Annotated in this window: 23 protein-coding genes; 16 read left to right on the top strand and 7 right to left on the bottom strand. The window is 67.3% G+C overall.

All coding sequences use genetic code 11. The features are described from left to right. Positions 1-243: 243 nt before the first annotated feature. On the top strand, positions 244-2,202 hold the full coding sequence (locus RBT54_RS10965; protein WP_320367082.1) for an ABC transporter transmembrane domain-containing protein: 1,959 nt from the start codon (positions 244-246) through the stop codon (positions 2,200-2,202). Between the two features lie 131 nt (positions 2,203-2,333). Here the strand turns inward: RBT54_RS10965 and RBT54_RS10960 are convergent, their stop codons facing one another. The 5 genes from RBT54_RS10960 to leuA all read right to left on the bottom strand — a co-directional run bounded on the left by RBT54_RS10960 (position 2,334) and on the right by leuA (position 9,625). Next, positions 2,334-3,287, bottom strand: coding sequence for a DNA ligase (locus RBT54_RS10960; RefSeq protein WP_320367081.1), 954 nt, complete (start codon positions 3,285-3,287; stop codon positions 2,334-2,336). Positions 3,288-3,354: 67 nt separating this feature from the next. After that, complete coding sequence (locus RBT54_RS10955) at positions 3,355-4,188, bottom strand: DUF3025 domain-containing protein (protein WP_320367106.1); 834 nt, start codon at positions 4,186-4,188, stop codon at positions 3,355-3,357. Then, entirely contained in the window at positions 4,185-5,672 is a 1,488-nt protein-coding gene (locus RBT54_RS10950) for an AarF/UbiB family protein (RefSeq protein WP_320367080.1), read from the bottom strand. The genes RBT54_RS10955 and RBT54_RS10950 overlap by 4 nt, the downstream gene beginning before the upstream one ends. A gap of 141 nt (positions 5,673-5,813) precedes the next feature. Beyond that, entirely contained in the window at positions 5,814-7,424 is a 1,611-nt protein-coding gene (locus RBT54_RS10945) for a PHA/PHB synthase family protein (RefSeq protein ID WP_320367104.1), read from the bottom strand. Between the two features lie 476 nt (positions 7,425-7,900). Further along, positions 7,901-9,625 carry a 2-isopropylmalate synthase gene (gene leuA / locus RBT54_RS10940; RefSeq protein WP_320367079.1) on the bottom strand — a complete coding sequence of 575 codons (1,725 nt, stop codon included), beginning with the start codon at positions 9,623-9,625 and terminating at the stop codon, positions 7,901-7,903. 170 nt (positions 9,626-9,795) lie between these two features. On the opposite strand from leuA, the gene RBT54_RS10935 reads away from it, so the two are divergent. Together RBT54_RS10935 and hmpA are read left to right on the top strand one after the other, a co-directional pair. Further along, the gene (locus tag RBT54_RS10935; protein WP_320367077.1) at positions 9,796-10,266 is read left to right on the top strand and encodes an Lrp/AsnC family transcriptional regulator; all 471 of its coding nucleotides are present in this window, start codon (positions 9,796-9,798) and stop codon (positions 10,264-10,266) included. A gap of 156 nt (positions 10,267-10,422) precedes the next feature. Then, on the top strand, positions 10,423-11,622 hold the full coding sequence (gene hmpA, locus RBT54_RS10930; RefSeq protein ID WP_320367075.1) for an NO-inducible flavohemoprotein: 1,200 nt from the start codon (positions 10,423-10,425) through the stop codon (positions 11,620-11,622). A 521-nt stretch (positions 11,623-12,143) separates the two neighbouring features. On the opposite strand, the gene RBT54_RS10925 is transcribed toward hmpA, so the two are convergent. Then, entirely contained in the window at positions 12,144-12,977 is an 834-nt protein-coding gene (locus tag RBT54_RS10925; protein WP_320367073.1) for an extracellular solute-binding protein, read from the bottom strand. A gap of 208 nt (positions 12,978-13,185) precedes the next feature. Here RBT54_RS10925 and RBT54_RS10920 point away from each other — a divergent pair, with 208 nt between their 5' ends. The 5 genes from RBT54_RS10920 (at position 13,186) to RBT54_RS10900 (ending at position 18,893) form a co-directional block, all read left to right on the top strand. Then, positions 13,186-14,322 carry a substrate-binding domain-containing protein gene (locus tag RBT54_RS10920; protein ID WP_320367071.1) on the top strand — a complete coding sequence of 379 codons (1,137 nt, stop codon included), beginning with the start codon at positions 13,186-13,188 and terminating at the stop codon, positions 14,320-14,322. 113 nt (positions 14,323-14,435) lie between these two features. Continuing rightward, the gene (mnmG, locus tag RBT54_RS10915; RefSeq protein ID WP_320367069.1) at positions 14,436-16,379 is read left to right on the top strand and encodes a tRNA uridine-5-carboxymethylaminomethyl(34) synthesis enzyme MnmG; all 1,944 of its coding nucleotides are present in this window, start codon (positions 14,436-14,438) and stop codon (positions 16,377-16,379) included. After that, positions 16,376-17,035 (top strand): 16S rRNA (guanine(527)-N(7))-methyltransferase RsmG, encoded by a 660-nt coding sequence (gene rsmG, locus RBT54_RS10910; RefSeq protein ID WP_320367067.1) that lies wholly within the window; start codon positions 16,376-16,378, stop codon positions 17,033-17,035. The genes mnmG and rsmG overlap by 4 nt, the downstream gene beginning before the upstream one ends. 221 nt (positions 17,036-17,256) lie before the next feature. Continuing rightward, positions 17,257-18,027: a ParA family protein gene (locus RBT54_RS10905; protein ID WP_320367065.1), complete on the top strand. Its 771-nt coding sequence runs from the start codon at positions 17,257-17,259 to the stop codon at positions 18,025-18,027. A gap of 14 nt (positions 18,028-18,041) precedes the next feature. Beyond that, positions 18,042-18,893: a ParB/RepB/Spo0J family partition protein gene (locus RBT54_RS10900; RefSeq protein ID WP_320367063.1), complete on the top strand. Its 852-nt coding sequence runs from the start codon at positions 18,042-18,044 to the stop codon at positions 18,891-18,893. On the opposite strand, the gene RBT54_RS10895 is transcribed toward RBT54_RS10900, so the two are convergent. Then, positions 18,890-20,236, bottom strand: coding sequence for an MFS transporter (locus RBT54_RS10895; protein ID WP_320367061.1), 1,347 nt, complete (start codon positions 20,234-20,236; stop codon positions 18,890-18,892). The two genes, RBT54_RS10900 and RBT54_RS10895, sit on opposite strands and share 4 nt — an antisense overlap. A 213-nt stretch (positions 20,237-20,449) precedes the next feature. On the opposite strand from RBT54_RS10895, the gene RBT54_RS10890 reads away from it, so the two are divergent. The 8 genes from RBT54_RS10890 to atpD all read left to right on the top strand — a co-directional run bounded on the left by RBT54_RS10890 (position 20,450) and on the right by atpD (position 26,884). After that, positions 20,450-20,791 (top strand): ATP synthase subunit I, encoded by a 342-nt coding sequence (locus tag RBT54_RS10890; protein WP_320367059.1) that lies wholly within the window; start codon positions 20,450-20,452, stop codon positions 20,789-20,791. 2 nt (positions 20,792-20,793) lie between these two features. Then, a complete protein-coding gene (gene atpB, locus RBT54_RS10885) occupies positions 20,794-21,645 on the top strand; it encodes a F0F1 ATP synthase subunit A (RefSeq protein WP_320367057.1) in 852 nt (283 codons plus the stop codon). A 65-nt stretch (positions 21,646-21,710) separates the two neighbouring features. Beyond that, positions 21,711-21,956, top strand: a complete 246-nt coding sequence (atpE, locus tag RBT54_RS10880) for a F0F1 ATP synthase subunit C (RefSeq protein ID WP_320367055.1) — start codon at positions 21,711-21,713, stop codon at positions 21,954-21,956. Positions 21,957-22,003: 47 nt separating this feature from the next. Further along, positions 22,004-22,477, top strand: a complete 474-nt coding sequence (locus RBT54_RS10875; protein ID WP_094269685.1) for a F0F1 ATP synthase subunit B — start codon at positions 22,004-22,006, stop codon at positions 22,475-22,477. Positions 22,478-22,480: 3 nt separating this feature from the next. Then, positions 22,481-23,014, top strand: a complete 534-nt coding sequence (locus tag RBT54_RS10870; protein ID WP_094269684.1) for a F0F1 ATP synthase subunit delta — start codon at positions 22,481-22,483, stop codon at positions 23,012-23,014. Positions 23,015-23,027: 13 nt separating this feature from the next. Beyond that, positions 23,028-24,566 (top strand): F0F1 ATP synthase subunit alpha, encoded by a 1,539-nt coding sequence (atpA, locus tag RBT54_RS10865; protein WP_094269683.1) that lies wholly within the window; start codon positions 23,028-23,030, stop codon positions 24,564-24,566. 21 nt (positions 24,567-24,587) lie between these two features. Next, entirely contained in the window at positions 24,588-25,457 is an 870-nt protein-coding gene (gene atpG / locus RBT54_RS10860) for a F0F1 ATP synthase subunit gamma (RefSeq protein ID WP_094269682.1), read from the top strand. Between the two features lie 26 nt (positions 25,458-25,483). Next, on the top strand, positions 25,484-26,884 hold the full coding sequence (gene atpD / locus RBT54_RS10855) for a F0F1 ATP synthase subunit beta (RefSeq protein ID WP_320367048.1): 1,401 nt from the start codon (positions 25,484-25,486) through the stop codon (positions 26,882-26,884). The last annotated feature ends 24 nt before the right edge of the window (positions 26,885-26,908 follow it).

Here is a 26,908-nt window from a genome sequence, read left to right as displayed (position 1 = left end):
GTGACCGAAGCATAGCCCAGTGCGGTTCGACGCGGGCTGCGGGAATGCCGGGCGGTTCTTCGTGGGCGCAACGGTCTGTGGGAGCGGCCTTGGCCGCGAATCGGCGCTTGAGCGTATTGCCTTCGCGGGCAAGCCCGCTCCCACGGGACAGGCGACGCGTGTGGGTGGTGCCGTTTTGCGACTGTCCGGCCGCGGCGCCGTCGATGTGCACCGTCCCGGTGGGGATGGGGCAATAATCCGAGCATGTCCCTCCCTGCCCCCACGGCCGCCCCGCTCTCCGCGCTGCGCGGCCTGCTGCCCTTCCTGCGTCCCTACCGCGCGCGGGTGGCGCTCGCCTTCGTGCTGCTGTGCCTGGGATCCGCGGCGATCCTGGTGGTGCCGCTGGCGTTCCGTGACCTGATCGATGCGGGCTTCGGCGGCGTGCCTGCGGGTGGTGCATCCAGTGCCGGGGTGGGCGGCGGCGGCGGGCTGTTCGGCGCGCAGGGTCTGGACGGGCGCTTCGTCGCGCTGTTCGGCCTCGCGGTGTTCTGGGCGGCGGCGGTGGCGGCGCGCTATTACGTGGTGTCGTGGATCGGCGAGCGCGTGACCGCCGACCTGCGCAGCGCGGTGTATGCGCGCGTGTTGCGCCAGTCGCCACAGTTCTTCGAAACCCTGCAGACCGGCGAGGTGCTGTCGCGGCTCACCGGCGACACCACGCTGGTGCAGGCGGTGGTCGGCAGTTCGGTGTCGATGGGGCTGCGCAGCCTGTTCCAGTTCGTCGGCGGCATGGTGATGCTGGCGGCGACCAGCGTGCACCTCTTCGCCATGATCTTCGGGCTGATGGCGCTGCTCGCGCTGCCGATCGTGCTCATCGGCCGCCGCGTGCGCAAGCTGTCGCGCGAGTCGCAGGACCGCATCGCCGACGCCTCGGCGCTGGCCGGCGAGATCCTCAACGCCATGCCGACCGTGCAGGCCTTTACCCAGGAAGACCGCGAGGCCGCGCGTTTCGCCGAACGCAGCGAGACCGGCTTTCGCAGCGCGGTGCGGCGCACCCGGGTGCGCGCGTTGCTGACCGCGCTGATCATCACCGCGGTGATGGGCACGATCGTCTTCGTGCTGTGGATCGGCGCGCGCCAGGTGCAGGCCGGCACGCTGTCGATGGGCGAGCTCGGCGCCTTCCTGATCTATGCCGCGCTGGTTGCGGGCGGCGTGGGCACGCTGGCCGAGGTGTGGGGCGACGTGATGCGCGCCAGCGGCGCCACCGGGCGCCTGCTCGAACTGCTGCACGCCGAGCCGGCGATCCGTGACGCGGAGACGGCTGCACCGTCGGCACAGGGGTTGTGGGGGCGGCTCTTGTGGGAGCGGGCTTGCCCGCGAACAGCGGATACATCGTCGTGCCCGGAGCGGCCGCTTTCGCGGGCAAGCCCGCTCCCACGGAATAGGTCTCCGGACGCATCGAACGTCGCGCGGGCGGCGGATTCGGCCGGAGAGGCTGGAATCGAACTCGAGCACGTGGTGTTCTGCTATCCCGCCCGTCCGGGCGTGCGCGCGCTCGACGATATCTCCCTGCACATCGCTCCGGGCGAGAAGCTCGCGCTGGTCGGCCCCTCCGGCGCCGGCAAGACCAGCCTGTTCCAGCTCCTGCTGCGCTACTACGAGGTCACCGACGGCTGCATCCGCATCGGCGGTCGCGACATCCGCGAGTTGCCGTTGCACACCTTGCGCGCCGGCATCGCGATCGTGCCGCAGGACCCGGTGATCTTCTCCGCGAGCGCGCTCGACAACATCCGCTACGGCCGCCCCGACGCCAGCGATGTGGACGTGATCGCCGCCGCGCGCGCGGCCGCCGCCGACGAGTTCGTTGCTCGGCTGCCGGAGGGTTACGCCACCTTCCTCGGTGAGCGCGGAACGCGGCTCTCGGGCGGGCAGCGCCAGCGCATCGCGATCGCACGCGCGATCCTCAAGGGCGCGCCCATCCTGCTGCTCGACGAGGCCACCAGCGCGCTCGACGCCGAATCCGAAATCCTGGTGCAGCAGGGCCTGGCCGCGGCGATGCAGGGCCGCAGCACGCTGATCATCGCCCACCGCCTGGCCACGGTGCAGCAGGTGGATCGCATCGTGGTGATGGACGGCGGGCGCATCGTCGAGACCGGCACCCCGGCCGACCTGCGCCGCCAGGGCGGGCTGTATGCAAGGCTGGCGGCGCTGCAGCTCGAGCTGTGAGGGGGTGCGCGCTGTGCGTTATGCGCTGATGGCGTGCACGCGGGCGTGCGCGGCGCGTTCGGGCGACGGGATGCGCTAGCCCGGAGGACATCCGTGTGCCGCGTCCCATTGCCATGACGCGGCCGATTGGCTCAGGGCAGCGTGCGCTCGCGCAGGTAGCGCGGGAAGCGCGGCTGGCCGGCGGGGGTGAGCTCGCGGTAGCGGTAGGTGACGAGCGCGCCGAGCGCGGGTGGGTTGGCGCGAATGGCGTCGGTGAGACCGCTGCCGATGCGAAAGCGCCGGCCGTCGGCGGCCTCCACCCGCAGCGCGCCCACCTTGCCCTGCAGCCGGCCTTTGCCGGGGACGTAGCCGACCACGCGCGCCTCGGCGTCGAGCCAGGGGGTGAGCTTGAGTAGCGCCGCGCTGCGCCCGGACTGCCAGCGCGCGTCGGCGCGGTGCAGCATGAGCCCCTCGCCGCCACTGCGCACGGTGTCGTCGAGCAGGCGCTGAAGCGTGGCGCGGTCGGGCACGCGTTGCTGCGGCACGAGTTGCAGCCAGGGCAAGGCAGCCGCGGCGACGAGTTCGCGCAGTGCCTGCAGCCGGGTAGTGAAATCTCCGGCGCCGCCGGGCTGGTCGAACAGCAGGTAGCGCACGTCGCGCCAGCCGGGGTCCTGCGGGTCTTCGCGGCGGATGAGGCCGGAGAGTTCATCGAAGCGCCGCCGCCCCAGCCACAGCTCGCCGTCCACCGCGGTGGCGGGCAGCGCGGCGATGAACCATGCCGGGGCGACGATCTCGCGTCCGCTGCGAAAACGCAGGCGTTGCCCATCCCACAATGCGCGCACGCCGTCGAGCTTTTCGCTGACCCAGTATGCGGCGGGGTCGATCGATGCGTCGTAGCGCAGGGCGAGCATCGCGACGGGAGCCGCCGTGGAAGTGGCGCCGAGCGGCGCGGGCGCCGCATTGGCGCCGGCAGGCGGCGCTTGCGCGAGGCTGGGGGCCGGCGACAGACCGAGCGCCAGGATCAGCGCGCACACGGCGAGCGCAATGCCCTTCGAAGGGGCGAGCGGATCGCTCGCCCGCGGCAGGTGGTGATCGCGGAGAGGCATGGCGGGCGCTGCACGAAAATGACTTGAGCATTTTATGTACAGTCGCTGCGCCTGGCCAGTTCGGGTTTCAGGTCGGCGGCGCGCTGGGCGTCGTTCGCCTGCGTGGGCGGAACTGCCGGGTGTCGCGGTAGTACGCGGCGCATTCGTTGTCGGCGGTCACCCCCGGAATGCCGAGCAGCGGCAGCGGCGACAGGCTGCGCGGGGTGAGGGTGTCGATGTTGGCCGTGAGGTGGGCGGCGAGCCAGGCGTCGGTCTCGGCGAGGGCCTGCGCGGCGGGCAGCGCCAGCCAGGCGGGGTCTACCACGCGGAAGAGCGCCTTGGCGCACAGGCCAACGAAGGGCGCGCGCAACTGGTCCCAGGTGCCGTGGCCGAAGACGAGGAAGCGGGTGCTCTGCAGCAGGCGCGCCCGCCGCGTCCACAGCGCCTCTTCCCACTCGTGCGCGGCGAGCAGGGCGGGGAACTCGGTGTCGGCGGACACCACGACGATGCCGCATTCGTCGAACTGGGTCAGCGCGTCGCGGCGCGGGCCGCGCCCGGGCAGGCCGGCCGCCGTGCGGGCGTGGAGCTCGGCCAGGTGCAGGCGGTTGCAGGCCGCCTTGGTGCGCGGCCAGGCGCACCAGGCGAGCGCGTTGAAGAAGTCGTGCCAGTCGCCGCTGCGGGTGGGCACTTCGCCGCTGGCGAAGATACGCGCCTCGTAGCCTTCCACGTCGCCTGCCGGGAGCACGAAGCGGATCGCCGCGCCGTCCCCGCTGCGCGCGGCGGGCGCAGCTTGAGCGAGCAGGGCGTCGAGCTCGGCATGGATCGGGACGCCGGGTGCGGCGAAGCGCCCGAGCCAGGCGGCGATCGGCTCGAACAGGGCGCGATCGGCAAAGGATGCGGGGATGGCGTCGGCGGGATTCATGACGGGCACTGTGTCTTCCGTGCTCCGCGCGATTGCCCGAGCAGCCGCGCCCAGTAGCGCAGCCCGGCAGGCCAGATGTCGGCGGCGGCGCGCATCAGGTCGGCGGTGGAGACGTGGGTGGAAAACGCGCGCGATTCGGCCGGGGCGAGCAGGCGCGCCGGCCATTCGGCGGCGAAGCGCTGCAGGCCGAGGCCGATCAGCGGGCGGTCGGCATCGCCCACCGAGCCGAGGTCGGCGAGCACGCCGGCGAGCGACAGCCAGCTCTTGCGGAACACCGCCAGTTGCTCGCCGAAGCCGCTCGCGCCCTGCAGCGCGAGCGCATCGAGCAGGCTCACCAGCCAGTCGAAGCCGAGCGGCCGGTTGCTGCGCACCAGGGCGTCGAGCGCGCGCTCCACGGTGGCGGCGATCGCTGCATCGCCCGTGCCCTGCAGGCCGAGACCGGCGAGGCCGGCCGCGATGCGGCGCGCGTCGAGCGCCAGCGCGGCGAGCGCGACCTCGACCAGCGCTTCGCGCTCGGTCTTGGTGAGGCGGGCGGTGAGGCTCCAGTCGATCACGGCGATGCGGCCGTCGGCGGCGAGCAGCAGGTTGCCGCCGTGCAGGTCGCCGTGGAAAGGCGCGGTTTCGCTGCGCGACCAGAACGGGCGGGCGAGCAGGCCGCCGACCAGCGCGCGGCCGAGGCGGCGGGATTCGTTTGCCGGCAGCGCGGCGTCGCTGAGCTTGGTGCCGTCGATGCGTTCCATCGCGGTGAGCGCCGGCGTGCACCAGGGCAGCAGCGCGGGCACGAAGACGTCCGCATCGTCGGCGAGCACGATGGATGCGGCGCGCATGTTGGCCTGTTCGTGCTCGAGGCGGATCTCCTGCATCAGCAGGCGGCCGGCAGTGGCGAGGTGGCTGCGGTAGTCGATCTTCGGCAGGCCGAGCACGGCACCGCGGCGCTCGAGGAAGTCGCCGAGCGCGGGCAGGATGGCGAGCTCCTCGCCCAGCCGCTTCGCCACCCCCGGCTTGAGCGCCTTGAACACGCCCTCATGGCTGCGCCCGTCCTGCCGCCACGAGAACGGCAGCACCACCGCGACGCTGCCCTCGGCGAGCGCACGGTCGGCCAGGTGCAGGCCGCTGTCGTGGCCGAGTTGTGAGCGAACGTGGGCGAGCAGGCGGGCGATATCCGTGCTCGCCGGCAGCGATTCCAGCGCCTGCAGGTGGCGGCGTAGCTCGGGGTCCAGCCCAGGCTGGCGCGCGACCACCTGGCCGAGCTTGTGCAGCGTGGGGCAGTGCGCGAGCAGCGCGGTGATGCGTTCGGCGGCGGGGGCGGTTGCGGCCAGCGCGAACTGCTCGGCGACGATCGCGCCGAGGCGTGCCTCGGGCAGGCGGTCGAGGAAGAAGGCCATGCCCTCGACCAGCAGCGGCCGCCAGGCGGCGAGCGTCGCGGGCAGCAGGGCCTCGAGGCCGAGCGAATCAAACAGTTCGGAGGCGAGTTCGGGATCCATCGCGCAGGCAGGAAGCGTTGGGGGGGGGTAGCTTGAGCGCGAAAGATCTTATCGTGTCGCGCCGTTCCGGTCGCCTGTGCCGCGCGCACGGGCGAGGCCCGCGAACGCAGCCAGCGCCCGAGCGGTCGCGCGCTTCAGCGCTCACGCCTCCCGCACATAGGTCCCCGGGGCGGCGCACAGCGCCGGATGACGCTCGTCGGCGGCCGGGCGCGCGTCGACCAACTCGCCGGCGCGCGGCTTGAGCCAGGCCATCCAGTCCTCCCACCAGCTGCCCTCGTGCAACTCGGCGCGCTCGCGCCAGTGCTGGGGCTTGTCAGCACGATGCGCGGTGGCGACGCGGTAGTGGCGTTTGGGCGGCTTCACCGGCGGATTGACGATGCCGAGAATGTGGCCGGAGCTCGACAGCACGAAGCGCTTGTCGGCGGCGACGTGGTGCAGGGTGTGGAAGGTCTGCGCCCACGGTGCGATGTGGTCGTCCTCGGCGGCGACCGCATACAGCGGCTGGCGGATGCGGCCGAGGTCGATCGGCTCGCCGGCGATGGTGAGCGCGTCGGGCTGGATGAGGCGGTTCTCGAGGTAGAGCTCGCGCAGGTACCAGGCGTGCATCGCGTACGGCATGCGCGTGGTGTCCATGTTCCAGTACAGCACGTCGAAGGCCGCGGGCGACTCGCCGTACAGCCAGCCCTGCACCACGTAGTGCCAGATCAGGCTGTTCGAGCGCAGCAGGCGGAACGAGGCCGCCATGTCCTTGCCGTCGAGGTAGCCCTTCTTCGCCATCTGCGCGCTCAGGTGGTCCACGGTCTGCGGGTCGATGAATACCTCGATGTCGCCCGGCTTGTGGAAGTCCACCAGGGTGGTGAACAGCGTCCAGTCACGCACCGGCACGGCGTCCTCGCCGTAGTGGCGCGCAGCCCACGCCATCCAGGTGGCGAGCGCGGTGCCGCCGATGCAGTAGCCCGCGGCGTGTACCCGCTCTGCACCGCTGAATGCGCGCGCCACCTGCACGATCGCGTCGATGCCCTCGGTGATGTAGTCGTCGAAGCGCACGTCGCGCATCGAAGCGTCGGGGTTCTTCCAGCTCGTGATGAAGACGTCGAGACCCTGGTCGAGCAGGTAGCGCACCATGCTCTTCTTCGGGTTGAGGTCGAGAATGTAGAACTTGTTGATCCAGGGCGTGATGATCACCACCGGCTCGGCGTGCACCTGCGGCTGCGTGGGCGCGTAGTGGATGACCTCGAGCAGGCGGTTGCGGAAGATGACCGCGCCGGGCGTGGTGGCGAGGTTGTCGCCGACCTTGAAGCCATCCGGGTCGGTCATGCGCACGTTGCCGGCCTGCAGGTCGGCGAGCATGTTGTGCCAGCCGTGCACCAGGCTCTCGCCGCGGCTGTCGATGCACTTGCGCAGCGCGATCGGGTTGGTCAGCAGGTAGTTGGTGGGCGCCACCGCGTTGAGCCACTTGCGCCACCAGAACGCGGCGCGCCGGCGCTCCTTGCTGGACAGCCCCGGGGTGTCGTAGAGCATGTCCTGCATGTGGTGGGTGAAGGCGAGGTACCACTCCTTGACCAGGTCCCAGGTGGCCGAATCGGTCCACACCGGATCGGCGAAGCGCGGATCGTCAGCGTTGGGCTTGACCGGGTCGGCGCTGGGCAGGCCGACGGCGCGCCGCCAGGTGTGCCATTGCAGCTCCCACAGCGCGCTGCTCAGGCTGGCGATGCGCTCGCCGAGCTCCTGCGGATGCATCAGCCACGCCATCTGCGCATGCAGGATGGGCGCGGCGATGCCGTAGGGATCGGCGTGCGCAGAGAGCCCGTCGCCGATCGCGGCGATGCGGCGATAGAGCGCCCGGCCGTCGGGCACGCCATTGTGGCGGTGCGAGCCCTGGGCGGCGCCGTTCTTAGCGGCCGGGACCGTGTTCGGCCCGGTGTTCAGCCCGGTGTTGAGCCCTTTCCCGCCTCGTTGCGCTGCTGGCATGAGGATCGCCTCCGTGCGTGCCGCGCGCGCCACGGCTGTGCGGTGACCTGTGAACGGGCCCAAGCGCAGTGACGCCACGCATAGTGTTGAGGAGATGTTGCGCTCGCGGCCCCGCGCTCGGGTTGCGGCTTAATGAAACGCGCATTGCGCGGCGCATCATCGACGCCTGCATAGTGGCACGACCGTCCGCGTCCGCCCACCGAATCCTTCACGCACGTCGCGAGCAGGTCATGGAATCACTCGCCGGCAGCGCTCCATCAGGCCGCACGTGCGGTCGGTTCGATGACCCGTACCGGCTGCAGGCGGTTCACCCCGCTGACGATGGCGCGGATCGAGGCGGTGACGATGTTGCTGTCGACCCCCACGCCGTAGCGGTCGCCGCCCTGCCCGCTCGCCTCGGTGAGCTCGAGGAAGGCGCATGCCTGGGCGTTGCCGCCGTCCTCGCTCGGGGCGATCGAGCGCTCCTCGAAGCTGCGCACCTGGACGTCGATGCCGGCGCCCCGCAAGGCGTGGATGGCGGCGTCGATCGGGCCGTTGCCCTCGCCCACCAGCAGGTGGCGGGTGGCGCCGATCTCCACCACCAGACGGATGCCCTGCGCCTCGCCGTGCTCGAAGAGGTGGTGCTCGACGTAGCGCACCGGCTCGACGCTGTCGAGGTAGGTGCTGCGGAAGAGGTCCCAGATCGCCGCCGCCGACATCTCGCCGCCGCTGGCGTCGGTGACCTGCTGCACCTCGCGCGAGAACTCCACCTGCAGGCGGCGCGGCATCACGATGCCGTACTCGGCCTCGAGCAGGTAGGCGATGCCGCCCTTGCCGGACTGGCTGTTGACCCGGATCACCGAGTCGTAGCTGCGGCCGAGGTCGGCGGGGTCGATCGGGAGGTAAGGTACGTTCCACGGGCGAGTCTCGCCACTGAGCGCCTTTTGAGCCGCGAATCCCTTCTTGATGGCGTCCTGGTGGGAGCCGGAGAAGGCAGTGAACACGAGATCCCCCACATAGGGGTGGCGTGGGTGGATCGGCAACTGGTTGCAGTACTCGACGGTGCGCGCGACCGCGTTGATGTCGGAGAAGTCGAGCCCGGGCGCCACGCCTTGCGTATACATGTTGAGCGCGAGGGTGACGATGTCGACGTTGCCGGTGCGCTCGCCGTTGCCGAACAGGCAGCCCTCGACGCGATCGGCGCCGGCCATCAGGCCGAGCTCGGCGGCGGCCACGCCGCTGCCGCGGTCGTTGTGCGGGTGGAGCGAGAGCACGATGCCGTCGCGGCGGGCGAGATTGCGGTGCATCCACTCGACCTGGTCGGCGTAGACGTTGGGCGTCGACACTTCGACCGTGGCCGGGAGGTTGATGATGACCTTGTTGTCGGGCGTCGCGCCCCATTCGGCGGTGACGGCGTCGCAGACTTCGCGGGCGAAGTCGAGCTCGGTGGCGGAGAAGGTCTCGGGGCTGTATTCGAGGCGGATCTCGGTGCAGCACTCGGCATTCATCTGCGCGCCGATCTGCCTGATGAGGCGTACGGCCGACACCGCGAGCGCCACCACCTGCGGCTTCTCCATGCCGAACACCACTTCGCGGAAGGTGGGCGAGGTGGCGTTATAGACGTGGATGATCGCCCGCGGCGCACCGCGCACCGATTCCATGGTGCGGCGGATGAGGTCCTCGCGCGCCTGGGTGAGCACCTGGATGGTGACGTCCGCGGGGATGTGGCCGCCCTCGACGAGCTGGCGCACGAAGTCGAAGTCGGTCTGCGAGGCGGACGGGAAGCCGACCTCGATCTCCTTGAAGCCGATCTCGCACACGGTGCGGAACATGCGCATCTTGCGCTCGACGTTCATGGGCTCGAACAGCGCCTGGTTGCCGTCGCGCAGGTCGGTGCTCATCCAGATCGGGGCGCGGTCGATGACCTTGTTCGGCCATTGGCGGTCGGCGAGCGCGATCGGGGCGAAGGGGCGGTACTTGGCGGCGGGGTTGGGCAACATCATGGCGCGGTCCTCGTGGGCATGGCGTGATTCGATGGACGAAAGTTTACGCCGGGGGCTGCGGCAGACGATTGCGTTGTTGCAGTGCGAAAGGGTGTTTTTGTGCAGAAACGTTCACTAAGCGTGCAATGAGTGAAAGAATCTGCTTATCTGATCCAAGAGGGCGCCCGATCATGCAACTCGACCGCTACGACCGCCAGATCCTCGACCTGCTGCAGCAGGACGGCCGCATCAGCAACCAGGATCTCGCCGACCGCATCAGCCTGTCGCCCTCGTCCTGTCTGCGCCGGCTGCGTGCGCTGGAAGAATCCGGCCTCATCCGCGGCTACCGCGCCCTGCTCGACGCCAGGAAGCTCGGCCTGTCGCTGATGGCGCTGATCCACATCTCGATGGACCGCCACACGCCCGAGCGCTTCACCCACTTCGAGGCCCAGGTCGGCGCCATCCCCGAGGTCCTGGAATGCCTGCTGATCACCGGCCAGGATGCCGACTACCAGTTGAAGGTCGTGGTGGCCGACATGGACGCCTATCAGGAGCTGCTGCTCGAGCGCATCACCCGCATCCCGGGCGTCACCGGCGTGCATTCGAGCTTCGTGCTGCGGCGGGTGATCGACAAGACCGCGCTGCCGCTGCCCGGCGCCTGAGGGCAGGGTGTGCACAAACTGGATATATGTCACGTTGTGATTGGATAGCGGCGGTGGGTGTGGGCGTCCAAGATTCTCGGGCTGCGTGGCGCTTACGCCGCGCTTGAGCTAAACCGACACGAAGTCCGCCGCGTGCGGACCCACCGAGGAGACACCATGGACGCCCGCGTTCGCGAACTCGTCAAGGCCACGATCCCTGTGCTCAAGGAGCATGGCGTGGCTCTGACCACCTATTTCTACCAGCGCCTGTTCCGCCACAACCCGGAGCTGAAGAACATCTTCAACCAGTCGCACAACGAGACCGGCAAGCAGCCGGTGGCGCTGGCGATGGCGGTGCTGGCCTATGCCGAGAACATCGACGACCCTTCGGTGCTCGCTCCGGTGATCACGATGATCGCCCACAAGCACGCCAGCGTCGGTATCCGTGCCGAGCACTATCCGATTGTCGGCAAGCACCTGCTGGCGTCGATCCGCGAGGTGCTGGGCGATGCCGCGAGCGACGAGCTGGTCGCCGCCTGGGGCGTGGCCTATGGTGCGCTCGCCGACGTGTTCATCGAGGCCGAGAGCAAGCTCTACAACCAGGCCTGCAACGCGGATGGTGGCTGGAGCGGCTGGCGCAGCTTCCGCATCATCGACAAGGTGCGCGAGAGCGAGGAGATCACGTCCTTCCACCTCGTGCCCTGCGACGGTGGCCCGCTGCCCGGCTACAACGCCGGCCAGTACACCTGCGCGCGCGTGTTCGTGCCCGAACTTGGCGTGATGCAGTTGCGCCAGTACACGCTGTCGATCGCGCCGGGGGCGATGCACTTTCGCATCTCGGTGAAACGCGAGCCGGCGGGCGCCACCTCGCCGGCGGGCCGGGTGTCGAATCGGCTGCACGATTTCTATCAGGTCGGCGACATGCTGGAGCTGGCGCCGCCCTTCGGCGAGTTCTACCTGGACGAGACGCACGACGGTCCGGTGGTGCTGATCAGCGGCGGCGTCGGTATCACGCCGATGATGGCGATGCTCGATCGGCTGGTGGCGGCGGCGCCGTCACGCCCGGTCCAGTTCGTGCATGCGTGCCGTAATGCCGCGGTGTTCGCCTTCGGCGCGCATCTGGCGAAGGTGGCGGAGCGCAATGCGCAGGTGAAGATGCATCTGTTCCACGATGAAGGCCCCGTGGCGCCGCCGGTGCAGTCGGGGCGTGTCGACTTGCGCGCGCTCGCGGGCGAGGTGCTGGCGCCGGGGGCCGATTACTACCTGTGCGGCCCGGTCGGCTTCCTGGAGGCGCAGATCGCGACGCTGCACGAGTTGGGTGTGGAGTCGGCGCGCATCCATGCTGAGGTGTTCGACACCGGCGGTATTGCGACCTGAGGCGGCTTGCGGGGCTTAGCCCTGCTGCGGCATCGGAGGGTTTGGGGGTGGGGGCGAAGCGGTTTCAGTGTGGTGCGGGAACGGGTGCGTCCGCGTGCTTCGAATTCGTGCGGTTGTGTGGTGGCGTGGATCTGGGGCGTGCGCGGCTTCGACTCGGCCGCGGGGCCGGGGTGACGGTCGCCGCCTGCATTCGCGGCCCCTCGCGTACGCTCGGGGCTGCCCTCGACGGAGGACGCCGCGGGGGCGGCGACGCAAACTCGGCGCTGCGCGCCTCAGACATGCGTCGCCTTGTTTCCCCCGCGACGCCCTCCACCTCGGCGCTCATGAAGTTGGCGACCGTCACACCGGCCCCGCGGCCTTGCGCTTGTGTGGATTCGATGAGTTCTTGACCGTATGCGTGCCATTGGATCGTGGGCATGCACCTGCGCGGATTCTGTCCTCGGAAATCATGGTTGGCGCCGGCAAGTCTTCAGTGGGAGCGGGCTTGCCCGCGAATCGGGTGTTGAAGGGCGCTGTCTGCCCTACTGACTCGCGTTGGGGAAGAAGAGCTGTTCGCCCTCGATCCTGTATGCGGCGATCGCGTCCTGCCCCGCGGGCGACACCACCCATTCGACGAATTTGCGTGCTTCGACGGTCTTCACATGCGGGTGGCGCTCGGGGTTCACCACCATCACGCCGTACTGGTTGAACAGCCGCGTGTCGCCTTCGACCAGCACCGCCAGGTCGGCGCGGTTCTTGAAGCTGAGCCAGGTGCCGCGGTCGGCGAGGACGTAGGCAGCGGAAGATGCCGCCATGTTCAGCGCCGGGCCCATGCCGCAGCCGCATTCCTTGTAGCCGGTGCCCTTGTCGGCGACGCCGGCGGCCGTCCAGTAGCGCAGCTCGGCGGCGTGGGTGCCGCTCTTGTCGCCGCGCGACACGAAGTTGGCGTTGGCGGTGGCGAGCTTCTTCAACGCCACGGTGATGTCCTTGCCGCGGGTGCCAGCGGGGTCGTCCTTCGGGCCGACCAGCACGAAGTCGTTGTACATGACCTTGCGGTGCTCGATGCCGTGGCCTTCGTCGACGAATTTCTGTTCGGCCGCAGCGTCGTGCACGAAGACGACGTCGGCATCGCCACGGCGGCCGACGTCGAGCGCCTGGCCGGTGCCGAGCGCGACCACCTTCACGTCGATGCCGGTCGCCTGCCTGAACTGCGGCAGGATCATGCCGAAGAGGCCGGACTGCTCGGTGGAGGTCGTCGATGCGACGACGATCGAGGGGGCTTGCGCCTGGGCCGCTAGCGGCAGCACCGCGAGCAGGGTGGCCGTGGCAAGGCCGGCGAGGTGCTTGCGGGCAAGCGTCTGGATCAGGGGCAACATTTGGGGTGTCTCCTCGGTTCTTGGGTGTGGTGCAAAGCCGGGTGAAGGACCGCGCCAGCAGCCCCGGGGCCTGGCTCGATGGCATCCGGGGGCTGGGTGTTCGTCCTGCGCGATGCGCGAATCCATTGCGCCGGGCGTGACGATTGCCGCCTGCGGTCGGATTGGCGCAATCTATTGACCCTGCCCGACCCGATCAATATGAAAAGAAATGCATAGGATCAGCCTCCACTACGCCCTGGGCACCGCCGCCGCGTCGGCGCTGATCCGCAATCCGCTGCTCGATCTGCTGCAGGCGGTCAGCGCGCAGGGCTCGATCTCGGCTGCGGCGCGTGTGCTGGGCTTGTCGTACCGCCATGTGTGGGGCGAGCTCAAGCGCTGGGAGGGCGAGCTCGGTCAGCCGTTGATCCTGTGGGAGAAGGGCCAGGCGGCGCGGCTGTCCGAGTTTGGCGCCAAGCTGCTGCTCGCCGAGCGTCAGGTGCAGGCGCGCCTGCTGCCGCAGATCGAGGCGCTGCGTGCCGACCTCGAGCGCGCGTTCGCGATCGCCTTCGACGACGCGGTGCATGTGCTGTCCTTCCACGCCAGCCACGACGAGGCACTCGCCGCGCTCGGCGACGAGGCGCGCGCCGGTGGCTTGCACCTCGACGTGCGCTTCACCGGCAGCGTGGATGCGATCCGCGCGCTCAACGAGGGGCGGTGCACGCTGGCGGGCTTCCATGTGCGCCTGCCGGCGGTGCCCGGATCGCGGCTGTCGTCGTCACACTCACAGCGCAGTTACAAGCCGCTGCTGCGTCCCGGCCTGCACAAGCTGATCGGCTTCGCCCGTCGCAGCCAGGGCCTGATCGTCGCGCGCGGCAACCCGCTTCGCCTGCGCGGCCTGTTCGATCTCGCGCGGCCCGGGGTGCGCTTCGTCAATCGGGCGCGCGGCACCGGCACCCGGGTGGTGCTCGATGAGTTGCTCGGCGAGCTCGGCGTCGCGCCATCTGCCATCCCCGGCTATGCCGCCGACGAGCCTTCTCACGCGGCGGTTGCGCAGGCGGTGGCCACCGGCCAGGCCGACGCCGGCTTCGGCATCGAGGCGAGCGCGCGCAGCCGCGGGCTGGACTTCGTGCCGTTGGTGGAGGAGGCCTATTTCCTCGCCTGTCTCAAGTCCACCCTCGAGCAGCCCGCCACCCGCGCCCTGCTCGCCGTGCTGCGGACCGCCCAATGGCAACAACGTCTGGCGCAACTCCCGGGCTATGCGCCGATGCAGAGCGGCGAGGTGCTGTCGATGAGCCGGGTGCTGCCGTGGTGGCGCTTCGGCGGGCGCGGTGGTGAGGGCGGGAGTGCTCGCAAGCTTGAACAATAAGCCGATGTTTGAATTGAAAAATTCCGTGGAACATCAGCGCGGAACCTGGCCGCTCGGGCGCTGAAGGCGTAGAATCGCCCCCCTTGTTCACGCATTGCAGCACGGAGCGCACCATGCTCTACCCCACCCGTTTCGATGTCATCGTGGTCGGCGGCGGTCACGCCGGGACCGAGGCCGCGCTCGCCGCGGCGCGCATGGGCGCGGCCACGCTGCTGCTCACCCACAACATCGAGACCCTGGGCGCGATGAGCTGCAACCCGTCTATCGGCGGCATCGGCAAGGGCCACCTGGTCAAGGAGGTCGATGCGCTCGGCGGCGCGATGGCGGCGGCCACCGACGAGGGCGGCATCCAGTTCCGCATCCTCAACGCCTCCAAGGGTCCGGCGGTGCGCGCCACCCGCGCCCAGGCCGACCGCGTGCTGTACAAGGCGGCGATCCGTCGCCGGTTGGAGAATCAGCCGAACCTTTGGTTGTTCCAGCAGGCAGTCGACGACCTCACCGTGGTCGGCGACCGCGTCACCGGCGTGGTCACCCAGATCGGCCTGCGCTTCGAGGCACCGACGGTGGTGCTGACCGCGGGCACCTTTCTCAACGGCCTGGTGCATGTGGGGATGCAGAATTACTCCGCGGGACGCGCGGGCGACCCGCCAGCGATCTCGCTCGGCCAGCGCCTAAAGGAACTCGCGTTGCCGCAGGGCCGGCTCAAGACCGGCACGCCGCCGCGGCTGGACGCGCGCACGATCGACTTCTCGGTGATGACCGAGCAGCCGGGTGACGACCCGGTGCCGGTGTTCAGCTTCCTCGGCAATGCGGCCCAGCACCCGCGCCAGCTGCCGTGCTGGATGACACACACCAACGCGCGCACGCACGACATCATCCGCGCCAACCTCGACCGCTCGCCGATGTATTCCGGCGTGATCGAGGGCGTGGGGCCGCGCTACTGCCCGTCGATCGAGGACAAGATCCACCGCTTCGCCGACAAGGACAGCCACAACATCTTCCTCGAGCCCGAGGGCCTGGAGACGCACGAGATCTACCCCAACGGCATCTCAACCTCGCTGCCCTTCGACGTGCAGTTGCAGATCGTGCGCAGCATCCGCGGGCTGGAGAACGCCCACATCCTGCGCCCGGGCTACGCGATCGAGTACGACTACTTCGACCCGCGCAACCTCAAGTCCAGCCTGGAGACCAAGTCGATCGGCGGGCTGTTCTTCGCCGGTCAGATCAACGGCACCACCGGTTACGAGGAAGCCGCCGCGCAAGGGCTGCTTGCCGGCGCCAACGCCGCGCTGCAGGTGCAGGAGCGCGAGCCCTGGTGCCCGCGCCGCGACGAGGCTTATCTGGGCGTGCTGGTGGACGACCTGATCACGCGTGGCGTGTCCGAGCCTTACCGCATGTTCACCTCGCGTGCCGAGTATCGCCTGTCGCTCCGCGAGGACAACGCCGACCTGCGCCTGACCGACAAGGGGCGCGAGCTCGGCCTGGTCGATGACGTGCGCTGGGAAGCCTTCTGCGCCAAGCGCGAGGCGATCGAGCGTGGCACGGCGCAATTGAAGGCCGCGTGGGCGCGACCGGAGGCGATTCCCGCGGACGATCAGCAGCGCGTGCTCGGCAAGGCGCTCGAGCGCGAGCAGTGCTACTTCGAGCTGCTGCGCCGGCCGGAGACCACTTACGACTCGCTGATGAGCCTGCCCGGCGCGCCAATCGAGCGCGAGACCGACCCGCAGGTCATCGAGCAGATCGAGATCGCCGCCAAGTACCAGGGCTACATCGACCGCCAGCAGGACGAGGTGAGCAGACAGACGCAGGCCGAGGCCACCCGGCTGCCGGTCGAGCTCGACTATGCGCAGGTGCGCGGGTTGTCGAAAGAAGTGCAGCAGAAACTCAACCAGCACAAGCCCGAGACCATCGGCCAGGCCGGCCGCATCCAGGGCGTGACGCCAGCGGCGATCTCGCTGCTGCTGGTGTGGCTCAAGCGCCGCGACCTGGCGGCGCGCGCCGGGCGTTCGGCCGAGCCTGCTGAGGCCGGGGATGCGGTGCGGAGGCCGGCGCCATGAGCGGACGCCTGCAGCCTTACGCCACCCAGTTCGCCGACGGCATCGCCGCGCTCGGCCTCGCCCTGCCGCAGGAAACGTGCGACCGCCTGCTCGCCTTCGGCGAACTGCTGCTGAAGTGGAACAAGGTCTACAACCTCACCGCGATCCGCAACCCGCAGGAGCTGATCACCCACCACCTGCTCGATTCGCTGGCGGTGCTGCCGCATCTGGCGGCGGTCGATCGGCTCGCCGACATCGGTTCCGGCGGCGGCCTGCCGGGTGTGGTGCTGGCGATCGTGCGCCCGGGGCTGGTGGTGAGTTCGATCGAGACCGTGGGCAAGAAGGCGAGCTTCCAGCAGCAGGCGAAGATCGAGCTCGGGCTGGGCAATTTCAGCGTGCTGAACAAACGCGTCGAGCAGGTGCAGGCCGAGGCGCTGCCCGGCGGCGCGCCGGGGGGTGTGATCTCGCGGGCCTTCTCCAGCCTGGGGGATTTCGTCGCGCTGTCCGGCCACCTCGTCGCCGAGGGCGGCGCGCTGTATGCGATGAAGGGCGTCAATCCAGTGGACGAGATCGCCGCGCTGCCGGCGGGCTGGGCCGTCACCGAAACCCATGCGCTGCGCGTCCCGGGGCTGGATGCCGAGCGTCATCTACTCTTCATCCGCCGCACGGGATGTTAGTGGAATGCTGTGAGAGCAACTGTCTGTGGGAGCGGGCTCGCCCGCGAATGTCGCAAGATCGAGCGCCGTATTCGCGGGCGAGCCCGCTCCCACGGCGATGAAGCGCCTGCGGTGGCGACAGGCGGCTGGCCCTGCCCCGCCTGTTGCGCTGCCGCATTGAAGTACACTCCGGGACGTGCGCCGTGCGCGTGACCCCTGTAAACGGAACAGCCTGAATCCAAATGGCCAAGATTTTCTGCGTCGCCAACCAGAAGGGCGGGGTGGGCAAGACCACCACCTGCGTCAACCTCGCTGCCGCCCTGCACCAGGCCGGGCAGCGCGTGCTGCTGATCGACCTCGACCCGCAGGGCAACGCCACCATGGGCAGCGGCATCGACAAGCGCGGCCTGAAGAGCTCGGTGTATCACCTGCTCGTCGGCCTGGTCGATCTGGCCGGCGTGCGGGTGGCCTCGCCTACCGGCGGCTACGACGTGCTGCCCGCCAACCGTGACCTCGCCGGCGCGGAGGTCGAGCTGGTGAACCTCGACCAGCGCGAGAAGCGCCTGCGCAATGCGCTCGCCGCGTTCAACGACGATTACGATTTCGTCCTCATCGATTGCCCGCCCTCGCTGTCGATGCTCACCCTCAACGGCCTGTGTTGCGCCACCGGCGTGATCATCCCGATGCAGTGCGAGTACTACGCGCTCGAGGGCCTTTCCGACCTGGTCAACACGATCAAGAAGGTGCACGCCAATCTCAACCGCGATCTCAAGATCATCGGCCTGCTGCGGGTGATGTTCGACCCGCGCGTGACTCTGCAGCAGCAGGTGTCGAACCAGCTCGAAGGTCACTTCGGCGACAAGGTGTTCCGCGCCATCGTGCCGCGCAACGTACGCCTGGCCGAGGCGCCCAGCCACGGCATGCCGGGCGTGGTGTTCGACAAGTCCGCCAAGGGCGCCCAGGCTTACATGGCCTTCGCGCACGAGATGATCGAACGCGCGAAGACATTCTGAATTCCGGAGCCGACATGAACAAACCCAGACTCAAGGGCCTCGGCCGCGGACTCGATGCGCTGCTCGCGGCCAACCAGGAAGAAGAGACCGACAAGGGCGAGCTGCAGTCGCTGCCCACGATCGCGCTGCAGCCCGGCAAGTACCAGCCGCGCACGCGCATGGACCCGGGCTCGCTGGAAGAGCTCGCCGCCTCGATCAAGGCGCAGGGCATCATGCAGCCGATCATGGTGCGCCCGGTGGGCGAGGACACCTGGGAGATCATCGCCGGCGAGCGGCGCTGGCGTGCGTCGCAGATCGCCGGGCTGTCCGAGGTGCCCTGCCTGGTGCGCGAGATTCCCGACGAGGCCGCGCTGGCGATGTCGCTGATCGAGAACATCCAGCGCGAGGACCTCAATCCGCTCGAGGAAGCCGGTGGCATCCAGCGCCTGATCGACGAATTCGCCATGACCCACCAGCAGGCCGCCGACGCGGTCGGCCGCTCGCGCCCGGCGGCGTCGAACCTGCTGCGCCTGCTCAACCTCGCCCGACCGGTGCAGGAGTTGCTGATGGCGGGCGACATCGACATGGGCCATGCGCGCGCGCTGCTGCCACTCGATGGCGCCAGCCAGATCCAGCTCGCCAACCAGGTCGCCGCCCGGCAGTTGTCGGTGCGCGACACCGAGCGCCTGGTGCAGCAGATCCTCAATCCGCGCCAGAAGAAGCCGGTGGCCCAGCCCGACCGCGACCTGCTGCGGCTCGAGGAGGAGATTGCGGACGCGATTGGCGCCACGGTGAAGATCAAGGCCAACAAGAAGGGCGCCGGCGAGCTCACGATCCGCTTCGGCAGCCTCGACCAATTGGACGGCGTGCTCGGCCGCCTGCGCTAGACGCCGCCTGCGCGCGCGCCCTCGTCGGCGGCCCGGGCTGTCTCCACCCCGCGCGCCTCGTCGATCGCGGCCAGTGGCAACAACGCGACCGCGAACAGCAGGATGCAGAACAGCACGGCCCCCTGCAGCCCGAACAGCCACTGCAGCAAGCCCACGCCGAAGATCCCGAAGATTGCCGCCAGCTTGCTGAACAGGCCCCAGAAACCGAACAGCTCGGCGGCACGGCTCTCGGGGGCGAACATCCCCACCAGCGCCCGCCCGACCGACTGGCTCGAGCCCAGGCTCAGCCCGGACAACAGCCCGGAGAAGAGGAAGACCTGCTCCGCGCGCAGGGCCAGGCCCAGCCAGGCGTTCAATCCCGACGTCATCGACTCGACGAAGTAGATCGCCAGGATCGCTGCAATCCACAACAGCAGGGTCAGGGCGTAGGTCAGGCGTCCGCCGAGCCGGCTGTGCAGCGCGCCGAACAGCACCGCACCGAGCAGGGCGGTGATCTGCACGACGATGAACATCAGGTTGCGCGTCGACTCGGTCCAGCCGATCACCTGCGCGCCGTAGATGAACGAAAAGGCGACGATCACATAGACGCCGGCCATCGCGAACAGGATCGACAGGAACAGCCAGGCGAGATCCGGAAGATCGGCCACCGAGCGCACCGTCTGAACCAGTCGTAGGTAAGCGGTTCGCGTCACCGCCAGCCTCAGATCATGACGCTCGCCGATCGCGGGTTCGCGCAACCAGACGAAGGTCGGAATCGCCGCAACCAGGAAGAAAGCCGCGGCAAAGGGGCCGACCCAGCGCATGCGCTCGAAATTTTCCGCGCTCGCCTCACCCAGAAATACCAGCACGAAGCCCGCCGAAACCAGGCCGCCCGCATAGCCGAGCGCCCAGCCCAGACCCGATATGCGCCCGAGCTCGTGACGCTCGCCGAGAAAGGGCAGGAAGCTCGCGATGAAGGATTCGCCCGCCGAGTAGGCGGTGTTCGATATCACGATCAACGCGAACCCCAGCCAGATCTGGCCGGGTGCAACGCAGTAGAGCAGTGCCGTGCTCGCGACCGTGATCGCGTAACTCGCGAACAGCATGCGCTTTTTGGCGCGCGCCTGATCCATGATGGCGCCCAGCAGTGGAGCACTGATGACCACCAGCAGGTAGCTCAGGCACAGGGCGAGGCTCCAGAGCAGATTTCCCAGGCGGTAGTCCGGTGCGTCGCCAACGATGAGGCGCGTGTACAGATCGCCGAAGATCACCGTGATGATCAACAGCGTGTAAGCCTGGTTCGCGAAATCGAACATGCACCAGCCGAAGATTTCGCGCCGGCGCGCCTTGCGGGTTTCGATCATCGGGCGCCATTCGTCCGCGGTGGGGGCAACGGAAAAGCTCTTCGAGCGTCCATTTTCAGACCTGTAGATGTTACATCTTCTATAAGATAGGGGACTTTTGCAAAGATCCATGCTGCGATGCAACCAAGGTTTGACTTTGCTGCGGTTAACCCCTACCATCCGCGGGATTTTAGGCGGTCGCCAGCGTCTCGACACGCATGCCCGTTAAACCCAATGCTTAAAGCTGTCATACTGCAGGTGGTCGCTACATTCATCGCAGTGCTGCTTGCAGCAGCACTGTTTGGTGTCCCCGGAGCGATCTCTGCCGCAGGTGCAGGGTTGGCATGTGTGTTGCCGAATTGGTTGTTTGCCATCCGCTTGTCGGCGATGGCGCGACGAACCGGCACAGCGAGCGTGGCCGCTTTTGTCGCAGGCGAGTTCATCAAGATCGCCTCGATTGTGGGACTGTTGGTGCTGGTGTGGGCCCTTTATCCTGACCTCCACTGGGGGGGCATGCTGATCGGTCTCATCCTGGCGCTTAAGGCGAATTTGTTTGCATTTTTGGTAAAGACCTGACCATGGCTACAGAAGGGCACGCCCCCACCGCATCCGAGTACGTCGTTCATCACCTGACGCACCTCAACAACACCGGTCACGCGCAAGAGAACATCGTGGACTGGAGTGTGATCAACCTCGATTCGATGTTCTATTCGATCTCGATCGGCCTGCTGACAGTCTTCCTGCTCTGGCTTGCCGCACGCAGGGCCACCTCGGGTGTGCCAGGTCGATTCCAGGGCTTCGTCGAGATGCTCGTCGAAATGGTATCGGACCAGGCCAAGGGCATCGTCCATAGCCCGGAGTCGCGCAAGTTCGTCGCTCCGCTCGCACTTACCGTGTTCGTCTGGATCTTCCTGATGAACGCGATGGACCTCCTGCCGGTCGATCTGCTGCCGCGCATCTGGGAGGGCGTCTATGCTGCAGGCGGCGGCGATCCGGCGCATGCCTACATGCGTGTCGTCGCGACTGCCGACCTGTCTGCCGCGCTGGGCCTGTCCATCGGCGTGCTGCTGCTCTGCCTGTACTACAACATCAAGATCAAGGGCTTGAGTGGCTGGGTGCATGAACTCTTCACCGCGCCGTTCGGCAATCACCCGCTGCTGTACCCGGTGAACTTCGCGATGCAGATCATCGAGTTCGTCGCCAAGACCGTTTCGCACGGCATGCGACTGTTCGGCAACATGTACGCAGGTGAGCTCGTGTTCATCCTGATCGCCCTGCTCGGCGGCACCGCCACCGTGTTCGGCTTCGTCGGTCATGTTGTTGCAGGCACCGTCTGGGCGATCTTCCATATCCTGATCATCACCCTGCAGGCCTTCATCTTCATGATGCTGACACTGGTGTACGTCGGTCAGGCGCACGAGAGCCACTAAGTTTCGGTTTCACCTTCAAAGCAGTAACTGGTTTTTAAACTCACCTTCCCCACTAAGGAGTTGTCATGGAAAACGTTCTGGGTTTTGTTGCTCTGGCTGCTGGTCTGATCATCGGTCTGGGTGCCGTCGGCGCTTGTATCGGTATCGGCATCATGGGTTCCAAGTACCTCGAAGCTTCCGCCCGTCAGCCTGAACTGATGAACGCGCTGCAGACCAAGATGTTCCTGCTGGCCGGTCTGATCGACGCCGCGTTCCTGATCGGTGTCGGTATCGCCATGATGTTCGCCTTCGCCAACCCGTTCCAGCTCTGATCGGTTCGAGTTCATCCTTTTTTGAACCAACCTGAGGGCCAAGAACCGTGAATTTGAACGCAACCCTGATAGCCCAGCTCGTTGTGTTCTTCATTCTGGCGTGGTTCACGATGAAATTCGTGTGGCCGCCCATCGTGAAGGCACTGGACGAGCGTGCGAACAAAATCGCCGACGGGCTGGCAGCTGCGGACAAGGCCAAGGCCGATCTGGCACTCGCCGAGAAGAAGGTCGTCGAGGAACTGCGCAAGGCCCGCGAATCTGCGGGTGATGTGCGTGCCTCCGCTGAAAAGCAGGCGAGCCAGCTTGTCGACGAGGCCCGTGCCGAAGCCGCCCGCATCATTGCGGCCGCCCGTGAAGCCGCCGAGGCGGAAGCCGGTGTGGCTGCCCAGCGCGCCAAGGAAGCCCTGCGCGACCAGGTCGCGAATCTGGCCGTTGCCGGCGCCGAGAAGATCCTGCGCCGCGAAATCAACGCCCAGGTGCACGGCGAACTGCTTGCCAACCTGAAACAGGAACTGCAATAAGTCATGGCCGAGAACGTCACCATCGCGCGCCCCTATGCGGATGCCGCCTTCGAGCTGGCTCGCGGGGCAGGTGCGCTGGGGCCTTGGTCGGAAGCACTGGATCGGCTCGCCGTCGTGGCGGCCGATTCCACCATGCGGGCCTGCATTTCCGATCCCAAGCTCACCGCCGGCCAGCTCATGCAGCTGGTGCTGGATGTGGCCGGGACCCTGTCCGCAGAACAGCAGAATTTCGTCCGTGTCCTCGTGGATAACGAACGCCTGCAGGTGCTTCCCGAGATCCGTGACCTGTTCGTTGCACTGAAGAACGAACACGAAGGTGTCCTCGAGGCGGATATCGCCTCTGCCTTCCCCCTCGACGATGCAACGCTGACCTCACTGAAGGCTGACCTCGAAGCGCGCTTCAAGGCCAAACTGAATGTCCAGGTCCACATCGACCCTGCCCTCATCGGCGGGGTTCGCATCGCCGTCGGCGACGAAGTCATCGACGCCTCGGTCCGCGGCAAGCTCGCGAACATGGCCGCTGCGCTAAAGAACTAGGAGCATAAAAGCTATGCAACTCAACCCCTCTGAAATCAGTGATCTGATTAAGAGCCGGATCCAGAACCTGCAGCTCGCCGCCACGTCGCGTAACGAGGGCACGGTGGTTTCCGTCACCGACGGCATCACCCGCATCCACGGCCTCACCGACGTGATGCAGGGCGAAATGCTGGAATTCCCCGGCAACACCTTCGGCATGGCGCTCAACCTCGAGCGTGATTCCGTCGGCGCCGTGGTGCTCGGCGAGTACGAGCACATCACCGAAGGCGACACCGTCAAGGCCACCGGCCGCATTCTCGAAGTGCCCGTCGGCCCCGAGCTGATCGGTCGCGTCGTGAACGCGCTGGGTCAGCCGATCGACGGCAAGGGCCCGATCAACGCCAAGCTCACTGACAAGATCGAGAAGGTCGCGCCGGGTGTCATCGCCCGCCAGTCCGTTTCGCAGCCGGTGCAGACCGGCCTGAAGTCGGTCGACTCGATGGTGCCGATCGGCCGTGGCCAGCGCGAGCTGATCATCGGCGACCGCCAGACCGGCAAGACTGCCGTCGCGGTCGACGCGATCATCAACCAGAAGGGCCAGGACATGTACTGCGTGTACGTGGCCATCGGCCAGAAGGCCTCGACCGTTGCCAACGTCGTGCGCAAGCTGGAAGAGAACGGCGCGATGGAATACACCATCGTCGTCGCCGCGACCGCGTCGGAATCCGCCGCCATGCAGTACCTGGCCGCCTATGCCGGCTGCACGATGGGCGAGTACTTCCGCGACCGCGGCATGGACGCCCTGATCGTTTATGACGATCTGACCAAGCAGGCCTGGGCCTATCGCCAGGTTTCGCTGCTGCTGCGCCGTCCGCCGGGCCGTGAAGCCTACCCGGGCGACGTGTTCTACCTGCACTCCCGTCTGCTCGAGCGCGCCGCGCGCGTGAACGCCGATTACGTCGAGAAGTTCACCAACGGCGAAGTCAAGGGCAAGACCGGTTCGCTGACCGCACTGCCGGTCATCGAGACCCAGGCCGGCGACGTGTCCGCGTTCGTTCCGACCAACGTGATCTCGATTACCGACGGCCAGATCTTCCTGGAAACCGACCTCTTCAACGCCGGTATCCGTCCCGCGATCAACGCCGGTATCTCGGTGTCCCGCGTCGGTGGTGCTGCGCAGACCAAGGTCGTCAAGAAGCTGTCCGGCGGTATCCGTACCGACCTCGCGCAGTACCGCGAACTCGCTGCGTTCGCCCAGTTCGCTTCTGACCTGGACGATGCGACCCGCAAGCAGCTCGAGCGTGGCCGCCGCGTTACCGAACTGATGAAGCAGGCTCAGTACTCGCCGATGTCGATCGCCGACATGGCCATCGTGCTGTACGCGGTGAACAACGGCTACTTCGACGACGTCGACGTGGGTCGCGTGCTGGCCTTCGAAGCCGCGCTGCTGCAATTCGTCAAGACCAAGCAGGCCGATCTGGTCTCCTCGATCCTGAGCAAGAAGGAACTGGACGCCGACGGCGAAAAGACCCTGGCTGCCGCGATCGCCGAGTTCAAGAAGAGCTGGGCTTAAGGCCGGCGAGGGAGACGGAATATGGCTAGCGGTAAGGAAATCCGTACCAAGATCAAGAGCGTGCAAAACACGCGCAAGATCACGAAGGCCATGGAGATGGTGGCTGCATCCAAGATGCGCAAGGCGCAGGACCGGATGCGTGCCGCCCGCCCCTTTGCCGAGAAGATCCGCCGACTCGCCGCGAACCTGTCCCAGGCCAATGTGACCGACTACAAGCACCCGTTCCTGGTCCGCAAGGACCAGGTCAAGCGGGTGGGGCTGATCCTGGTGACCACCGACAAGGGTTTGTGCGGTGGCCTCAACACCAACGTCCAGCGTATCGCGCTCAACGCGATGAAGGACTGGGAGTCCTCGGGCGTGACCGAGATCCGTGCCTGCGCCATCGGCAACAAGGGTCTGGGCTTCATGCAGCGCATGGGCGCCAAGGTGGTGTCGAACGTTACCCAGCTGGGTGACACGCCGCACCTGGAAAAGCTGATCGGTCCGGTCAAGGTCATGCTCGACGCGTTCCAGAACGACGAGCTCGACGCGGTTTACCTGGCCTATACCCGCTTCGTGAACACCATGAAGCAGGAACCGGTGCTCGAGCAGCTGCTGCCGCTCACCGGCGAGAAGCTGGGCACGCCGGACAGCTCGTGGGATTACCTCTACGAGCCGGATCCGCAGGTCGTCATCGACGAGCTGCTGGTCCGCTACGTCGAGGCGCTGGTCTACCAGGCCGTGGCCGAGAACATGGCATCCGAACAGAGCGCGCGCATGGTGGCAATGAAGGCCGCTTCCGACAATGCCAAGAACGTGATTGGCGAACTGCAGCTGGTCTACAACAAGACCCGCCAGGCCGCGATCACGAAGGAGCTGTCGGAAATCGTCGGCGGCGCCGCCGCGGTGTAACGGATTATTGATTTAAGGATATGACGATGAGTCAAGGTACGATCGTTCAGTGCATCGGCGCGGTGGTGGACATCCAGTTCCCGCGTGAAGCGATGCCCAAGGTGTATGACGCCCTGAAGCTCGAGGACGCTGCCGACTCCTTCGCCGAAGCTGGCCTGACCTTCGAGGTCCAGCAGCAGCTCGGCGACGGCGTGGTGCGTACCATCGCGCTGGGTTCTTCCGACGGCCTGCGCCGTGGCATGAAGGTTTCGAGCACCGGCAAGCCGATCTCGGTCCCGGTCGGCCACGGCACGCTGGGTCGCATCATGGACGTGCTGGGTCGCCCGATCGACGAAGCCGGCCCGATCGAAACCGACGAGCTGCGCGCCATTCACCAGAAGGCGCCGAAGTTCGACGAGCTGTCCCCGTCCGTGGAACTGCTCGAAACCGGCATCAAGGTTATCGACCTGATCTGCCCGTTCGCCAAGGGCGGCAAGGTGGGTCTGTTCGGTGGCGCCGGCGTCGGCAAGACCGTGAACATGATGGAGCTGATCAACAACATCGCGAAGCAGCACTCGGGTCTCTCGGTGTTCGCTGGCGTGGGTGAGCGTACTCGTGAGGGTAACGACTTCTACCACGAGATGAAGGACTCCAACGTTCTGGACAAGGTTGCGATGGTGTTCGGTCAGATGAACGAACCCCCGGGCAACCGTCTGCGCGTGGCGCTGACCGGTCTGACCATGGCCGAGCGTTTCCGTGACGAAGGCCGTGACATCCTGTTCTTCGTGGATAACATCTACCGCTACACCCTGGCCGGTACCGAAGTGTCCGCGCTGCTGGGTCGTATGCCTTCCGCGGTGGGTTACCAGCCGACATTGGCCGAAGAAATGGGCCGTCTGCAGGAGCGCATCACCTCCACCAAGGTTGGCTCGATCACCTCGATCCAGGCCGTGTATGTGCCTGCGGACGACTTGACCGACCCGTCGCCTGCCACCACCTTCCTGCACCTCGACTCCACCGTCGTGCTGTCGCGTGACATCGCCGCGCTGGGTATCTACCCGGCCGTCGATCCGCTGGACTCCACCAGCCGCCAGCTCGATCCGCTGGTCGTGGGTGAAGAGCACTACAACGTGGCGCGCCAGGTTCAGATGACGCTGCAGAAGTACAAGGAACTGCGCGACATCATCGCGATTCTGGGTATGGACGAGCTGTCGCCGGAAGACAAGCTTTCGGTAGCCCGTGCGCGCAAGATCCAGCGCTTCCTGTCGCAGCCCTTCCACGTTGCGGAAGTGTTCACCGGTTCGCCGGGCAAGTATGTCACGCTGCAAGAGACGATCCGTGGCTTCAAGATGATCGTCAGCGGTGAGCTGGACAGCCTGCCTGAACAGGCTTTCTACATGGTCGGCAACATCGACGAGGCCATCGAGAAGGCCAAGAAGCTGCAGTAATTCGCCCGACTGCGCGGCACCTCG

The sequence above is a fragment of the Thauera sp. genome, from assembly GCF_034003485.1.
GTDB lineage: Bacteria > Pseudomonadota > Gammaproteobacteria > Burkholderiales > Rhodocyclaceae > Thauera.
Note: the sequence above shows the minus strand (reverse complement) of the source record. Positions and strands in the feature narration are given on the sequence as shown.

Bases quoted from the DNA above. Each gene is read 5' to 3' on its own strand.
- leuA (WP_320367079.1), bottom strand. From the start codon at position 9,625: ATGATGTTGCCCAACCCCGCCGCCAAGTACCGCCCCTTCGCCCCGATC.
- atpG (WP_094269682.1), top strand. From the start codon at position 24,588: ATGGCTAGCGGTAAGGAAATCCGTACCAAGATCAAGAGCGTGCAAAAC.
- RBT54_RS10955 (WP_320367106.1), bottom strand. From the start codon at position 4,188: ATGAATCCCGCCGACGCCATCCCCGCATCCTTTGCCGATCGCGCCCTG.
- RBT54_RS10905 (WP_320367065.1), top strand. From the start codon at position 17,257: ATGGCCAAGATTTTCTGCGTCGCCAACCAGAAGGGCGGGGTGGGCAAG.
- RBT54_RS10920 (WP_320367071.1), top strand. From the start codon at position 13,186: ATGCATAGGATCAGCCTCCACTACGCCCTGGGCACCGCCGCCGCGTCG.
- RBT54_RS10925 (WP_320367073.1), bottom strand. From the start codon at position 12,977: ATGTTGCCCCTGATCCAGACGCTTGCCCGCAAGCACCTCGCCGGCCTT.
- atpD (WP_320367048.1), top strand. From the start codon at position 25,484: ATGAGTCAAGGTACGATCGTTCAGTGCATCGGCGCGGTGGTGGACATC.
- RBT54_RS10900 (WP_320367063.1), top strand. From the start codon at position 18,042: ATGAACAAACCCAGACTCAAGGGCCTCGGCCGCGGACTCGATGCGCTG.
- rsmG (WP_320367067.1), top strand. From the start codon at position 16,376: ATGAGCGGACGCCTGCAGCCTTACGCCACCCAGTTCGCCGACGGCATC.
- RBT54_RS10895 (WP_320367061.1), bottom strand. From the start codon at position 20,236: ATGATCGAAACCCGCAAGGCGCGCCGGCGCGAAATCTTCGGCTGGTGC.
- atpA (WP_094269683.1), top strand. From the start codon at position 23,028: ATGCAACTCAACCCCTCTGAAATCAGTGATCTGATTAAGAGCCGGATC.
- hmpA (WP_320367075.1), top strand. From the start codon at position 10,423: ATGGACGCCCGCGTTCGCGAACTCGTCAAGGCCACGATCCCTGTGCTC.
- RBT54_RS10890 (WP_320367059.1), top strand. From the start codon at position 20,450: ATGCTTAAAGCTGTCATACTGCAGGTGGTCGCTACATTCATCGCAGTG.
- atpB (WP_320367057.1), top strand. From the start codon at position 20,794: ATGGCTACAGAAGGGCACGCCCCCACCGCATCCGAGTACGTCGTTCAT.
- RBT54_RS10965 (WP_320367082.1), top strand. From the start codon at position 244: ATGTCCCTCCCTGCCCCCACGGCCGCCCCGCTCTCCGCGCTGCGCGGC.
- RBT54_RS10945 (WP_320367104.1), bottom strand. From the start codon at position 7,424: ATGGCGTGGCTGATGCATCCGCAGGAGCTCGGCGAGCGCATCGCCAGC.
- RBT54_RS10935 (WP_320367077.1), top strand. From the start codon at position 9,796: ATGCAACTCGACCGCTACGACCGCCAGATCCTCGACCTGCTGCAGCAG.
- mnmG (WP_320367069.1), top strand. From the start codon at position 14,436: ATGCTCTACCCCACCCGTTTCGATGTCATCGTGGTCGGCGGCGGTCAC.
- RBT54_RS10950 (WP_320367080.1), bottom strand. From the start codon at position 5,672: ATGGATCCCGAACTCGCCTCCGAACTGTTTGATTCGCTCGGCCTCGAG.
- RBT54_RS10960 (WP_320367081.1), bottom strand. From the start codon at position 3,287: ATGCCTCTCCGCGATCACCACCTGCCGCGGGCGAGCGATCCGCTCGCC.
- atpE (WP_320367055.1), top strand. From the start codon at position 21,711: ATGGAAAACGTTCTGGGTTTTGTTGCTCTGGCTGCTGGTCTGATCATC.
- RBT54_RS10870 (WP_094269684.1), top strand. From the start codon at position 22,481: ATGGCCGAGAACGTCACCATCGCGCGCCCCTATGCGGATGCCGCCTTC.